This window comes from Burkholderia aenigmatica (assembly GCF_902499175.1).
GTDB classification, from domain to species: Bacteria; Pseudomonadota; Gammaproteobacteria; order Burkholderiales; family Burkholderiaceae; genus Burkholderia; species Burkholderia aenigmatica.
Genome location: NZ_CABVQC010000001.1, coordinates 339,234 through 352,086, shown reverse-complemented (window position 1 = coordinate 352,086; position 12,853 = coordinate 339,234). Strand labels below are relative to the sequence as shown.

The following is a 12,853-nucleotide window of genomic DNA, read 5'->3' as shown; positions in this document are numbered from 1 at the left end:
ATTCCCGGTCGCGTGGAAACTTGCTAAAAAATCATGTTTCGGCCACGCGAACCGACCGGTTCCACCCACAAGCGCTATTACCCCATGTCGATCGCCTCGTTGCCCCGTCCCGCCAGCCCGCCCGCGCATGCGACCCGTGACCTTCTCGCCGCGTTGCAGGCTGCCGGCTTCGCCGGGGAAATCCGCGCCGACCATGCGAACCGGACGGTGCAGGCCACCGACAACTCGATCTACCAGCGTCTGCCGCAAGCGGTGATCTGTCCCGCGCATGCGGACGATGTCCGGCTGCTGGCGCGGCTGCTCGCCGAGCCCGCGCATCGCGACGTCGCGGTGGCCGCGCGCGGCGGCGGCACGGGTACCAACGGGCAGTCGCTGACCGACGGCGTGGTCGTCGACCTGTCGCGCAACATGAACCGGATCCTCGAAATCGACGTCGAGCAGCGCTGGGTGCGCGTGCAGGCGGGCGTCGTCAAGGATCAGCTCAATGCGGCGCTGAAGCCGCACGGGCTGTTTTTCGCGCCGGAACTGTCGACGTCGAACCGCGCGACCGTCGGCGGGATGATCAACACCGACGCGAGCGGGCAGGGCAGTTGCACGTACGGCAAGACGCGTGACCACGTGCTCGAGCTCGATTTCGTGCTGATGGGCGGCGAACACCTGCACAGCGACGCGCTCGCGGACGACGAACTGGAGCGCCGCTGCGCGCGGCAGGACCGCATCGGCAAGGTGTACCGTACCGCGCGACGCATCAGCGACGACAAGGCGGCGCTGATCGACGCGAAGTTTCCGAAGCTCAACCGCTGCCTGACCGGCTATGACCTCGCGCATCTGCGCGAACCCGACGGCCGCTTCAACCTGAACAGCGTGCTGTGCGGCGCCGAAGGCTCGCTCGGCTTCGTCGTCGAGGCGAAGCTCAACGTGCTGCCGATCCCGAAGGTTTCGGTGCTGGTCAACGTGCGCTATGCGGGCTTCATGGACGCGCTGCGCGACGCGCGCGCGCTGCTCGCGCTCCAGCCGCTGTCGATCGAGACGGTCGACTCGAAGGTGCTGATGCTGGCGATGAAGGATTTCGTGTGGAGCAGCGTGGCCGAGTATTTCCCGCAGGACGACGCTCGGCCGACGCTCGGCATCAACCTGATCGAATTCAGCGGCGATGACGCGGATGACGTCGACGCGCGCGTGCGCGCGTTCGTCGACCATCTGCGCACCGATACGAGCGTGGAGCGCCTGGGTCACACGCTCGCGGCCGGCGACGACGCGGTGAAGCGTGTGTATGCGATGCGCAAGCGCGCGGTCGGCCTGCTCGGCAACGTGCAGGGCGAGGCGCGCCCGCAGCCGTTCGTCGAGGACACCGCGGTGCCGCCCGAGAACCTCGCTGCGTACATCGCCGAATTTCGCGCGCTGCTCGACGGTCACGGGCTGCAATACGGGATGTTCGGCCACGTCGATGCCGGCGTGCTGCACGTGCGGCCGGCGCTCGACATGAAGGATCCGAAGCAGGCGGCGCTGGTGCGGCCCGTGTCGGATGCGGTGGCCGAGCTCACGCAGCGCCACGGTGGCCTGTTGTGGGGCGAGCACGGCAAGGGCGTGCGCTCCGAATATGCGCCGGCGTTTTTCGGCGAGCTGTATCCGTCGCTGCAGCAACTGAAGGCCGCGTTCGACCCGCACAACCAGTTCAACCCGGGCAAGATCGCGACGCCGCCGGACCACACGATGCGGCTGCTGAAGATCGACGAAGTGCCGACGCGCGGCGACCACGACCGGCAGATCGACGAGCGCGTGTGGCAGAGCTACGGCACCGCGATGCACTGCAACGGCAACGGCGCGTGCTACAACTTCGATCCGGACGACGCGATGTGCCCGTCGTGGAAGGCGACGCGCGAACGCGTGCAATCGCCGAAGGGGCGTGCGTCGCTGATGCGCGAATGGTTGCGCCTGCAAGGGCAGGCCGGCGTCGATGTCGTCGCGGCGGCGCGCGCGCGGCAGCCGTTCCTGGGCGGCCTTGCGACGCGCTGGCGCAACAGTCGCGCGGCGCGCAACGGCGAAGCCGACTTCTCGCACGAGGTGTACGACGCGATGGCCGGGTGTCTGGCCTGCAAGTCGTGCGCGGGGCAGTGCCCGGTGAAGGTGAACGTGCCGGAGTTTCGCTCGCGTTTCCTCGAGCTGTATCACCAGCGCTACCTGCGGCCGCTGCGCGACTACCTGATCGGCTCGCTCGAATTCACGATGCCGTGGATGGCGCGGGTGCCCGCGCTGTACAACGGGCTGATGCGGGCGGGATGGGTGCGCACGGTGCTGGAGCGGCACGTCGGCATGGTCGACAGCCCGCTGCTGAGCCGCTTCGATCTCGCGGCCGTGATCCGTCAATGGCAGGTGAAACCGGCCGACCCGCAGGCGCTTGCCGCGTTGAGTGATGCGCAGCGCGCACGCAGCGTCGTCATCGTGCAGGACACCTTCACGCGCTATTTCGATACCGAGCAACTGGCGACGCTGATCGAGCTGGCGGCGCGCACGGGCTTTCAGGTGTGGCTCGCGCCGCTGGCGCCAAACGGCAAGGCGCTGCACGTGCAGGGCTTTCTGCGGGCATTCGAGCAGGCGGCGATCCGCAATGCGACGCAGCTGGCCGCGCTGGCGCGCTCGGGCGTCGCGCTGGTCGGCCTCGATCCGGCGATGACGCTCACGTATCGGCAGGAGTACCTGAAGGTGACGGGGCTCTCGGATGTGCCGAAGGTCGCGTTGCCGCAGGAGTGGCTGCTGCAGGTGCTGCCGGAAGCGGGCACGAGCGGTGTGACCGGCTCGTACCGGTTGTTGCCGCACTGTACCGAGAAGACCAATGCACCCGACAGCGGCAAGCAATGGGCGCAGGTGTTCGCGCGACGCGGGCTGCGGTTGAAGGTTGCATCGACCGGATGCTGCGGGATGTCCGGCACCTACGGGCACGAGGCGCGCAATCTCGCGACGTCGAAGACGATCTACTCGCAGTCGTGGGCGGCGCACGTGGACGGGCCGGAGGACGAAGGCGAGGCGCTGGCGACCGGGTATTCGTGCCGCAGCCAGGTGAAGCGGATGTCGTCGAAGCAGGTGCGGCATCCGTTGCAGGCGCTGCTCGATCATGTGCGGGCGGCGGGGTGACGATCGGGCGTCGCGTGTCGCGTTGCCCGTGAGATGACTTCATTTCGGCGTCGAGCGGCAAGCACCGTGCCGCTGTCGACGCATGCCCGGGCTCAGGCGTCCGCTTTCGCCGTTTTCCGCACGCGTGGTTTGTCCGCCGCAGGAAACGTGCCGCCGCCGCGTGGCCGTTTCGGTTCGATCCGCATCTGCCGGATCACGCGCCGGAAATCGATCTCGTGCGCGGCCATCGTGCCGATCAGTTTCGCGATCACCGCGAGGTGGGACGGAACCGTGCCCTTGCTCGAATAGTTCGTGATCGAACTTTCATTCATCCGGATCAGGCGGGCGAACTCGCGCGCCGTCAACTGCGCTTTCTTCAACTCCTGTTGGAATTCCGCATACGCCATTGCACACATGATGCTTTCGTCTCCGTGAATCAGAAATCGGCCCGCGCGGCGCCGGCGCCGACGGGTGGCGTTCCCGTCGTGCCGGCGCCGCGTCGGGTTACATCTTCACCTGGTCGACGAAGGTCTTCTTGCCGCTCTTGTAGCCGTAGATCGAGATGATCCCGTGCGTCAGGTCGCCCTTCGAATCGAACGTCGTCGTGCCGATCACGCCGTCGTACTTCGTCGCCGGCATCGCGGCGAGGATCTTCGCCGGATCGGTCGAGTTCGCGCGCTTCATCGCGTCGACCGCGATGTAGACCGCGTCATACGCGAACGGCGCATCGAACTTGATGCCCTGGTTGAAGCGCTTCTGGTACTTCGCGAGGAAGTCCGCGCCGCCCGGCATCTTCTCGAGCGCCGCGCCGGCCTGCGAGCACGTCACGTTGTCGGCCGCCGGGCCGGCCAGATCGGCCAGCGAGTCGGTGCACACGCCGTCGCCGGACAGGATCTTCGCGCGCAGGCCGAGCTGCTTCGCCTGCTTCGCAAGCGGGCCGCCGGTGGCGTCCATGCCGCCGTACATGATCGCGTCCGGGTTCTCGCCCTTGACCTTCGTCAGAATCGCGCGGAAGTCGACGGCCTTATCGTTGGTCGCGTCGTGCGACAGCACCTTCAGGCCGAGCGCCTTCGCCTTCTTCTCGAACTCGTTCGCGAGGCCCTGGCCGTACGCGGTCGAATCGTCGATCACCGCGACGCTCTTCACGCCCTTCGACTGCGCATAGCTCGCGAGTGCCGGGCCCTGCTGCGCGTCGGTCGCGACGACGCGGTACGTCGTCTTGAAGCCTTGCTGCGTGTAGGTCGGGTTGGTGGCCGACGGCGAGATCTGCACGATGCCCGCGTCGCTGTAGATCTTCGAGGCCGGGATCGACGTGCCCGAGTTCAGGTGGCCGATGACGGCGACAACCTTGTCGTCGACGAGCTTCTGCGCGACCTGCGTGGCCTGGCGCGGGTCGGCCGCGTCATCCTGCGCGTCGAGTTGCAGCGTGATCTTCTTGCCGCCGATCGTGAGCCCCTTCGCATTGATTTCCTCGACCGCGAGGCGCGCGCCGTTCTCGTTGTCCTTGCCGAGGTGCGAGATGCCGCCCGTCGTCGGCTCGACGCTACCGATCTTGACGACCTGGTCGGCCATGGCGGTCGAGGCGGCCGCAAACGCGGCGGCAGCCAGTGCAACGGTGATCAGGGGTTTGCAGCGCATGCCGACAGTGCTTCGTTCCATCTGCCATCTCCGAATTGAATGATCTTTCTATTGACGTCTCGACCGGCCGACGGCGAGGTCGGGGCGATCGGACGAGTCTCCATACCCATCATGGGCTTCACTTGCATCGCGTCCTGACCTGCGACGTGCCGCCCGGATGAGCGGTCGAATCGGGGCCTGATACGGTGCAATTCGTACGAATATATATGAAGCCGATTTTGCGCGCTGCGGCGAATCGCATGGCGGGGCGGACGCGGCACGGCCGGGGCCCGGATTTCGAAGGTGCCGGATGCCGGAAATCGTGCGCCGCAGCAGGCCGCAGGCTGCGATTCGCTGTCGACGGCCTTACGGCCGCATCCATTATTCGGCCGGCGGCCGGGACGAAGCCATGGACACTGATGCGCGGTCAATTCGGAACTGTTCGGTCGATTTGTCTGCACAGTTTGGACGGTTTCGATTGCGCATCCGGTTGCATGACCATGCTTCATCGGGATCGATGCCCTCATCTAACGCAACTAACGGTCAAGTCCGGCAACCTCGGCGAACTGGCGCGACGGCGACAGCCCGCGCCACGCATTCGGTTTCGCAGATGCCGGGGGCGTCCCGACCGGCTCGCTTGCGGATCGCCGGGGCGATCGTGCCGGCCCGATGACGCTGCGATCCTAGGAGCGTCCGCGCAACGCCACGAAGATCACGCCGGCAATCGCCAGCAGGCCGCCGCACACCGTCTCGATACCGGGCCGCTCGCCCGTCAGCGCCATCGACAGGATCGTCGCGACCGCCGGCGTCAGATAGAGGAAGTTGGCGGCGCGTGCCGCGCCGAAGTAGCCGAGTGCGAACGTCCAGGTCGCGTAACCCAGCGCGGCGGGGAAGATGCCGAGCATCAGGACGGCCAGCGTCGTGTCGCGCGACCCGCTGCCCAGCGCCACGAGCGCACCCGGCAGCCAAGGCGAGAGCAGCAGCGCGCCGGCCAGCAGCGTGTACGCGGTGCAGGCCAGCGCGCCGTACACGGGAATCAGCCGCCGCTGCAGCACGAAATAGCTGGCCGAACACAGGGCCGCGCCGAGGATCAATGTGCTGCCCGCGCCGAGGACGAGGCCGCCCGGCTGTCCGCGCGCGATCACCGCGATGCCGGCGAGGCTGACCAGCGAGCCGAGCCAGCCCCAGCGATTGAAGCGCTCGCCAAGAAACACTGCGGCCAGCAGCGCGGTGAAGATCGGCAGGGTGTTCACGATGAAGCTTGCCGCGCCGGCCGATACCGTCTGCTCGCCGGTATTGAGCAGCGCGTTATAGAGCGCGATGCCGAGAAAGCCGCACAGCAGGAAGCGCAGCGCGTCGCCCCGTGTCGGCACGCGCGGCCGTCGCGCGATCAGCCACGCGACGATCAGCACGGCCGCGGTGGCGAAGCGCGCCGCCGCGAGCTGCAGCGGGGTCAGGCCATGCAGGCCGATCCGGATGAAGGGGAAAGCGGACGCCCACGAAACGATCGTGAAAGCGACCGCGCCGGCCGCGATCAGCGGCTGCCGCGCAGGGCGCGACGACGGGGTGGAGAGCGTGTTCATGCGGCAATGATGCGGTGTGGCAAGATGCTAAGCTAGCGCACAGATCAGCACGCAGATATGACCATGATTCACAGCTCGGGCCGGCGGGCGGCCGGTGCTTCAACCCGTGCGAAGCGCGCGCCAGCGGCGTCGCCCGCCGCCGCGCCGGCGCCGGGTTCGCGGCCGCCGCTCGCGAGCCTGGAGACGGTGTGCACGGTCGCGCGCGAGGGTTCGTTCCTGGCTGCGGCCGACGTCTCCGGCGTGACGCACGGCGCGATCAGCCGGCGGGTGGCCGCCGTTGAAAACTGGCTCGGCCTGAGGTTGTTCGAACGTCACGCGCGCGGCGTGCGCCTGACGCCGGACGGGCAGCGCTTCGTCGGCCGGATCGAGCAGGCGTTCGCGATCATCGACAGTGCGGCCGATCAGTGGCGCTCGCCGCGTACGCCGCGGCTGGTCAGGATGAGCGTGGTGCCGGCCTTCGCGCAGCTCTGGCTGCTCGAGCGCCAGCATGCGCTCGAGAGTGAGGCGCCGGCGTTGCGGATCGAGCTCGGCATCGAGCTTCGCAATGTGGATATCGCCGGCGGCGAAGCGGATCTGTCGATTCGCTACGGGCGCGGCAACTGGCGTCAGCTCGAAATCCGTGCGTTCATGCCGGAGCGGCTTTATCCGGTCGCGCATCCGCGGCTCGCCGCGCAACTGGCCACGGAGCGCCGCCGGCGCGGCGATGCCGCGCTGCTCGACCTGCCGTTGCTGCACGATTCCGACGTGACAGGCTGGCGCACGTGGTTCGATGCATTGGGCGTGCCGTTCAAGCCGCGCGCGCAGGATCGCCGTTTCGAGGATTACAACCTGGTGCTGGCCGCGGCCGAGGCCGGGCTCGGCGTGGCGCTGGCGCGCGTGCCGCTCGCCGACGCCTATCTGAAGCGCAGCGACCTCGTGCGCGTGAGCCCGCACGAGGTCGATTCGGTGCTCAGGTATTACTTCGTGCACGCGAAGGGGGAGAATCGGCCGGAGGTGCTCGCGTTGATGGAGCGGATGCGGGCGGCGGTGGGCGAAGGCCGCTAGCCGGCCCGCCTTGACGACCCGCCACGGCGGGCCGATGGCGCAGAAGGAAGCGGTACGCGATTCGCGGCACTAGGCTCGGGCCGCCGGATCGACGACAATGCGACCGCGAAAAACGATGAGGTGGAGAGATGAACGAAAATCGAAAATGTGTACAGCCGTGCCGATGGAAAGGAGGTCAGCGATGAACAGGCCAGACAAGTCGTCGAAAGCGCGTGCGGCGCTCGACCAGCTGTTTTCGGGTATGGCGCCCGCAGATGAGACGCGCGCGTCGCGTCCGGGCAATCCGTTCAATCCGTTTGAAGCGGCGGGCGATGAAGCGTCCGCGGGTTCCGGCGGGCGCGGCGGTGTCGAAGTCACGCTGTCGACCCGGATCCAGTTGCGCGGCTATCCGAATGCGAACGCATTCATGAAGCGCATGGCCGAAGCGTGGGGGCTGGAGTGGGGGATGTACGACAGCGTGAAGGCCATCGCGACGCTGCCCGCCGGATGGCGCGCGCGCCGGCTGCCGGAAGTCACGCAGATCGTCGACGGACACGATGTGCTGCGCGCGGAGAGCAGCTTGCAAGGCGGCGAGATGTCGTACCTGAAGGTGCATCCGCGGTACTACATCGACGCACGCAAGGGGTTCGGCTGGGGCAAGTCGTCGAAGGCGTCCGACGATCCGGATCTGGACGGCCCCGACTGGAACTGCTTCGTGGTCGATCGCGAAAAGTCCGTCGAAGTGCACGAACTGACGACCTCGTCGCTGAAAGCCGACATGGACAATGCGCGGGCGACGTTGCTGAAATGGCTCGACGAGAATTATCCGAAACATCGCGATCCTTTCGCGTACTGGACGGATTGCGAAGGGGCGTCGTAATTTTGCGTGGCCGCCCGGTTCGGTATCGCGGGCACACGTCGGCCGACCGGAGCCGAAGCGGGTGGGGCGCACGCCGCTTCGATGCATCGGCCGGTTGCGAAGGGAGCGCCCATTGAAGCGAGCCAGTCTCGTCCCGGTGCTCTGGGCCGCATTCGGTGCGGCGGTCGGCTCGACCGTCGTCGAGCTGCTGCTCTGGCCGATCGTCGGCGACGACGCCATCGGGAACCTGTTGCGAGACGCGCGCCTCACGGCGGCCATCGTGATGGGGCGCCGCGCGCTCGGCGCGCCCGGCGGCTTCGATCCGCTGGTCATGGTGGTGGCGACCCTCGTGCACCTGGTGCTGTCGCTGGCCTACGCGGCCGTGCTGGCGAAGGTGATTCGCACCCTGTCGCTCGCGGTCGCGCTGCTCGCAGGCGGCGCGTTCGGCCTCGCCCTGTACGGCGTCAACCTGTACGCCTTTACCACGATCTTCCCGTGGTTCATCCCGGTTCGCGGCGCGATCACGCTGGTGGCCCATCTGGTATTCGGGATCACCGCAGCGGCTGCCTATCGCTTCGCGAGACGCTAGGGCCTGTTCACGCTAATAACGGACTTGCGAACGTGCCTTTCCGCTCGCAGTGCAAGAAGTGAGGAGCGCCGTTTGGCCGTGCCAAACAAGCGACGAACGACGCCGCAAGGCGGGCGGAAAGGCACGTTCCCCTGTTCGGGAAAATTCATTCGTGGGGCTGGCCACCAGAAGGGCCGATCGCCGCGTCATGCTCCTCGTGAATACGTCGAGTATTCGCTTCGTCGCAATCCTTGCGCTCGGCCCTTCTGGTGGCCAGCGCAAGCCCGTTATTAGCGTGAACAGGCCCTAGGCCGGACGTCAAACGCGACAACGATTCATTCGCACCAGACCCCTGGAATAAGCAGGCGCGCTGCATCGTTTAGCCGGCAGGAGACCCTGTATGAAGCGGCGGCATGCGAGCGCCGCGTGATGAATCGTGTGCAAGCAATCCGATCTGCCGGGCGCCGCCAGCGGCGCCACGCGATCGAGTGGTCGGGGGCAATCAGGCAGGAGCCGATCATGTGCAACTGGTTTCGATCCGGGATAGGTATCGTCTGTCTCGGCTGTTCCGCGGCGGTCTTTGCGCAAACGTACGACGATCAGGCGGACGCCGGTACGAACTGTCGTGCGGTCGTCGCGCAGGCGAACATCGACGGCACGGAGCAGCAAATCGTGGGGCGCGCGTGCCTGCAAGACGATGGCACATGGCAGTTCGTGCAGAGCCCCGACGGTAGCGTTCTATGGTATCCGGCGGTGGACTATCCGTATGCCGACCTGTGGTACTGGGGGCCGCCGCTTTTCATCGGCGCGGGCGTGGGCTTCGTCTTCGTCGATCGCTTCCACCACTTTCATCATTTCCACCACTTCGATCACGTCGTCCACTTCAACGGGATAGAGCATCACCGCTTCGGCGTGCCGATCGGCGCCGGTTTTCACCATGGTGCGTTTCCGGCCGGCACCGCCAGTCACGGATTCGGCGGCATGCATCAGTTCGGCGGCGCGAGCGGATTCGGTGGAATGCGGCGACATTAGGCGGAGTTTGCGGGCGGATCTGCCGCGCCAGGACATCCGCTAATCGAGCCGCCCGCGCAAGTCGTCGAACGGAATCATCACGTGCGTGCGATACGCGGGCCGCGCTTTCAGCCGCTCGTACCACGCTTGCACGTGCGGGATGTCCGGCCGCGCGATGTCGAGCTCGAAATAGCGATACAGGTGCGTGCCTGCCGCGATGTCGGCGAGCGAGAGCGCGTCGCCCGCGAGAAACGGCTGCCCGGCCAGCACCGCATCGAGCGTCCGGAAGTGCTGCGCGCACTGCGCGATGCTTTGCTCGACGCGCGCCGTGTCGCGCTGCTCGGGCGGCGTCCGGAAGAAGCCCCGGAACACGCCGTTCAGGAACGTCGGCTGCAGCGTGGTTTGCGACCAGTCCATCCAGCGGTCGGCGCGCGACTGTTCGGCGGGATCGTCACGCCAGAAGCCGGGGCGGCCGTAACGCGCGGCGAGGTAGCGCAGGATGCTGTGCGATTCCCAGACGACCGTGCCGCTGTCGTCGATCACGGGCACGCGCCCGTGCGGGTTCATCGCGAGAAAAGCGGGCGTGTCGAGCACGCCGAACTGCCCGCCGGCCGGCACGTGCCGATGCGCGAGCGCGAGCTCGTCGACGAGCCACATCACCTTCTGGACGTTGAATGCATTGCGGCGCCCCCATACGGTCAGCATGCCAGCCTCCTTGTGTCGTGCGGAACGGAATCGCGGACAGTGTAAACGCCGCAGGCGCGCACCGAGGTGCGCGCCTGCCGGCTGTCGTCGTGGTCGATGTCGCCGTGCGGCGACGCGATCAGAACTTGTGGCGAATCCCGACGATCGCGAGTTCCTGCGTATCGGTGCCGGAGTTCACGCCATACGAGCCGACCGACGCGGCGGCCTTCACGACCGCGCCGTTCGCGTTGAGCGTGTTGCCGCTCGCCTTCTGGTAGCCGAACAGCGCATACAGGTCGGTGCGCTTCGATAGCGCGTAGTCCGCGCCGAGGTTGACCTGGTTGTAGTGCGCGGACGCCGGGCCCGTCAGCGACGTGTAGTTGTAGCCGACGCCCGCGCGCAGCGCCGGCGAGAACTGCCAGTTGAAGAACGCCGAGCCGTTGTTGAACTTCGCGTTCTGGCTGAAGGCCGACAGCGTGTCCGCGCCGTACTGCGTATTCGAATACGCGAGGCCGAAGGTGGCCGGCCCGGCCACGTACTGGCCGGCCACGCGCACGATCTGGATCGACTTCGCGCTCGAGAAGCCCTGGTTGATCACGGTGTTGAACAGCGTGTCCGAGCTGCTCGTCCAGTTGCGCACGCCGTTTGCGACGGTGGAGCCGCCGTTCGCGTAGAAGAAGCCGGCACCGAGCGACAGCGGCCCGTTCGCGTAACTCGCGCCGAAGCTGTACGTGCGACCGCTGCCGGTGGCGCCCGCGACACCGCCGAAGCCGTACAGGCCCTCGAACTGGAAGCCCGAGATCAGCGGGCTCGTGTATTTCACCGAGTTGCTGACGCGCAGGCTGTTGTCGTAGTTGTCGAGATCGCCCGGCGTCGCGAACACGCCACCGAAGTAGTTGTCCTGCGTGAGACCCTGCACGAGATCGACGACCGGATCGTACTGGCGGCCGAGCGTCACGGTGCCGTACGTGCTGCTCGAGAGGCCGACGACGGCCATGCGGCCGAATTCGCGCTGGCCCTGGCCGAGCGCGCCGGTGCCGATGTTGAAGCCGTTCTCGAGCTGGAACAGCGCGGCCAGGCCGCCGCCGAGATCCTCGGTGCCGCGCAGCCCCCAGCGGCTGCCCGACAGGTTGCCGCTGCTGAACTTGACGAGGCTCGACGCGTTGCTGCCGTTCGCGTTCTGCGCGTTGTGCACGTATGCGATGCCGGCATCGACGATGCCGTACAGCGTGACGCTGCTTTGTGCGTGAGCGCCGACGGCATAGAGCGCGGCCGGCAGCGTGAGCAGTGCGAGTGAACGGATCTGTTTCATTGTTGGATTCCCCCGTTGGTCGAATGGTCTGACGAGTCGGTGAACGATACGGACAGCGCATCGTCAAGGGAACCAATTAATTGTCGGATCGTTATGAGGCGGCGCGGGGATGGATGCGTGCGCAACCGGCCGGCGGCCGGTGCGCGGGAAACTCATGCGTCGTGCCGTCGCGACGCGTTTCTCAGGACGAGCGTCATCAACTGCCGGCGTGAATCGACGCCGAGCTTCGCGAATGCGCGCTTCGCGTACGTGTCGACAGTGGACGTCTTGAGCCCCATCGACTGCGCAATCGCAGCCGAGGTCATGCCCTGGATGAACGACGCGCACACGTGCAGCTCGCGCGCGGTCAGTCGTTCCTGCCATTCCGGCAGCCATTGCGCGACGTGGTCGAGATCGAGTTCGTCGCACTCGCCGCCGTCGGCCGACACCGCGCCGAGCAGGCGCTTGTGCGCGGACGCCAGCGGCAGCACCACCTGCGACAGTTGCTTCAGCAGGCTCAACTCCTTCAATGAAAACGGCGGCAGCCGCCGCGAGCGCGCGATCGAGATCGAATAGCGCGTGCCGAGCGTGACGCCGGCGATCACGCATTCGTCGTGGATGTCGCCGCTGTCGAAGAACTGATGGCGGATCTCGCTCGCGACGCGTTGCGCGGACACCTGTACGAGCTGCATGTCGCTTTCGCTGTCGATGGCCGCGTAGGTCGCATCGTCGCTCGCATAGCTCCGGTAGTAGTGGCGCATCACCTGCGTGATGAGTTCCGGCTCGCGGCCGAAGCTGCCGATCCAGCCGACGCTGCGCCGGCCCGACGACGCGACCCGTTCGTAGTCGAGGTGTACCGCGTCGAAGTCGGCGTAGCGCACGAGCGTGTCGTAGACGGCGCGCATGAACTGCGGCGTGCCGACGGCCTGCGCGATATCGCCCAGCGTTTCCGTCACGAATGCGACGTGACTCAGCGGCAGATCGGGGGAGGGGAGCGCAGCGTCCATGGCCTCGGGTATCAGGAAATTTCAGGTGGCGCTACTCGTATCACGACGATTTTCGATTGCCTAGATGGGAATCCACTCAAACGGCCCCGGCACGCGACA

General features: G+C 66.9%; 11 protein-coding genes. 5 read left to right on the top strand and 6 right to left on the bottom strand.

Annotated elements, in window-relative coordinates:
* The first annotated feature begins 84 nt into the window (after positions 1-84).
* Positions 85-3,132 carry a D-2-hydroxyglutarate dehydrogenase YdiJ gene (gene ydiJ / locus BDO18943_RS01600; RefSeq protein ID WP_175020923.1) on the top strand — a complete coding sequence of 1,016 codons (3,048 nt, stop codon included), beginning with the start codon at positions 85-87 and terminating at the stop codon, positions 3,130-3,132.
* Positions 3,133-3,224: 92 nt separating this feature from the next.
* Here ydiJ and BDO18943_RS01595 read toward each other — a convergent pair whose 3' ends face one another.
* The 3 genes from BDO18943_RS01595 to BDO18943_RS01585 all read right to left on the bottom strand — a co-directional run bounded on the left by BDO18943_RS01595 (position 3,225) and on the right by BDO18943_RS01585 (position 6,311).
* Entirely contained in the window at positions 3,225-3,527 is a 303-nt protein-coding gene (locus tag BDO18943_RS01595) for an XRE family transcriptional regulator (RefSeq protein ID WP_175020922.1), read from the bottom strand.
* Positions 3,528-3,615: 88 nt separating this feature from the next.
* The gene (locus tag BDO18943_RS01590; RefSeq protein WP_122950191.1) at positions 3,616-4,770 is read right to left on the bottom strand and encodes a branched-chain amino acid ABC transporter substrate-binding protein; all 1,155 of its coding nucleotides are present in this window, start codon (positions 4,768-4,770) and stop codon (positions 3,616-3,618) included.
* A gap of 641 nt (positions 4,771-5,411) precedes the next feature.
* Entirely contained in the window at positions 5,412-6,311 is a 900-nt protein-coding gene (locus tag BDO18943_RS01585) for a DMT family transporter (RefSeq protein WP_043183973.1), read from the bottom strand.
* Positions 6,312-6,368: 57 nt separating this feature from the next.
* Between BDO18943_RS01585 and BDO18943_RS01580 the strand changes: the two genes are divergently transcribed.
* The 4 genes from BDO18943_RS01580 (at position 6,369) to BDO18943_RS01565 (ending at position 9,793) form a co-directional block, all read left to right on the top strand.
* On the top strand, positions 6,369-7,355 hold the full coding sequence (locus BDO18943_RS01580; RefSeq protein WP_175020921.1) for a LysR substrate-binding domain-containing protein: 987 nt from the start codon (positions 6,369-6,371) through the stop codon (positions 7,353-7,355).
* 181 nt (positions 7,356-7,536) lie between these two features.
* A complete protein-coding gene (locus tag BDO18943_RS01575) occupies positions 7,537-8,214 on the top strand; it encodes a nitroreductase (protein WP_175020920.1) in 678 nt (225 codons plus the stop codon).
* Between the two features lie 112 nt (positions 8,215-8,326).
* Positions 8,327-8,782: a sodium:proline symporter gene (locus BDO18943_RS01570; RefSeq protein WP_175020919.1), complete on the top strand. Its 456-nt coding sequence runs from the start codon at positions 8,327-8,329 to the stop codon at positions 8,780-8,782.
* Positions 8,783-9,280: 498 nt separating this feature from the next.
* Complete coding sequence (locus BDO18943_RS01565) at positions 9,281-9,793, top strand: hypothetical protein (protein ID WP_175020918.1); 513 nt, start codon at positions 9,281-9,283, stop codon at positions 9,791-9,793.
* 39 nt (positions 9,794-9,832) lie between these two features.
* Here the strand turns inward: BDO18943_RS01565 and BDO18943_RS01560 are convergent, their stop codons facing one another.
* The 3 genes from BDO18943_RS01560 to BDO18943_RS01550 all read right to left on the bottom strand — a co-directional run bounded on the left by BDO18943_RS01560 (position 9,833) and on the right by BDO18943_RS01550 (position 12,754).
* On the bottom strand, positions 9,833-10,477 hold the full coding sequence (locus BDO18943_RS01560; RefSeq protein WP_175020917.1) for a glutathione S-transferase family protein: 645 nt from the start codon (positions 10,475-10,477) through the stop codon (positions 9,833-9,835).
* Positions 10,478-10,595: 118 nt separating this feature from the next.
* Positions 10,596-11,768 carry a porin gene (locus BDO18943_RS01555; RefSeq protein WP_175020916.1) on the bottom strand — a complete coding sequence of 391 codons (1,173 nt, stop codon included), beginning with the start codon at positions 11,766-11,768 and terminating at the stop codon, positions 10,596-10,598.
* Between the two features lie 152 nt (positions 11,769-11,920).
* On the bottom strand, positions 11,921-12,754 hold the full coding sequence (locus tag BDO18943_RS01550) for a helix-turn-helix transcriptional regulator (protein ID WP_175020915.1): 834 nt from the start codon (positions 12,752-12,754) through the stop codon (positions 11,921-11,923).
* Positions 12,755-12,853 lie beyond the last annotated feature (99 nt).

What these genes read in the sequence shown, in the direction of transcription:
- ydiJ (WP_175020923.1), top strand. Translation starts at nt 85, where the DNA reads ATGTCGATCGCCTCGTTGCCCCGTCCCGCCAGCCCGCCCGCGCATGCG.
- BDO18943_RS01555 (WP_175020916.1), bottom strand. Translation starts at nt 11,768, where the DNA reads ATGAAACAGATCCGTTCACTCGCACTGCTCACGCTGCCGGCCGCGCTC.
- BDO18943_RS01590 (WP_122950191.1), bottom strand. Translation starts at nt 4,770, where the DNA reads ATGGAACGAAGCACTGTCGGCATGCGCTGCAAACCCCTGATCACCGTT.
- BDO18943_RS01585 (WP_043183973.1), bottom strand. Translation starts at nt 6,311, where the DNA reads ATGAACACGCTCTCCACCCCGTCGTCGCGCCCTGCGCGGCAGCCGCTG.
- BDO18943_RS01575 (WP_175020920.1), top strand. Translation starts at nt 7,537, where the DNA reads ATGAACAGGCCAGACAAGTCGTCGAAAGCGCGTGCGGCGCTCGACCAG.
- BDO18943_RS01550 (WP_175020915.1), bottom strand. Translation starts at nt 12,754, where the DNA reads ATGGACGCTGCGCTCCCCTCCCCCGATCTGCCGCTGAGTCACGTCGCA.
- BDO18943_RS01580 (WP_175020921.1), top strand. Translation starts at nt 6,369, where the DNA reads ATGACCATGATTCACAGCTCGGGCCGGCGGGCGGCCGGTGCTTCAACC.
- BDO18943_RS01560 (WP_175020917.1), bottom strand. Translation starts at nt 10,477, where the DNA reads ATGCTGACCGTATGGGGGCGCCGCAATGCATTCAACGTCCAGAAGGTG.
- BDO18943_RS01565 (WP_175020918.1), top strand. Translation starts at nt 9,281, where the DNA reads ATGTGCAACTGGTTTCGATCCGGGATAGGTATCGTCTGTCTCGGCTGT.
- BDO18943_RS01595 (WP_175020922.1), bottom strand. Translation starts at nt 3,527, where the DNA reads ATGTGTGCAATGGCGTATGCGGAATTCCAACAGGAGTTGAAGAAAGCG.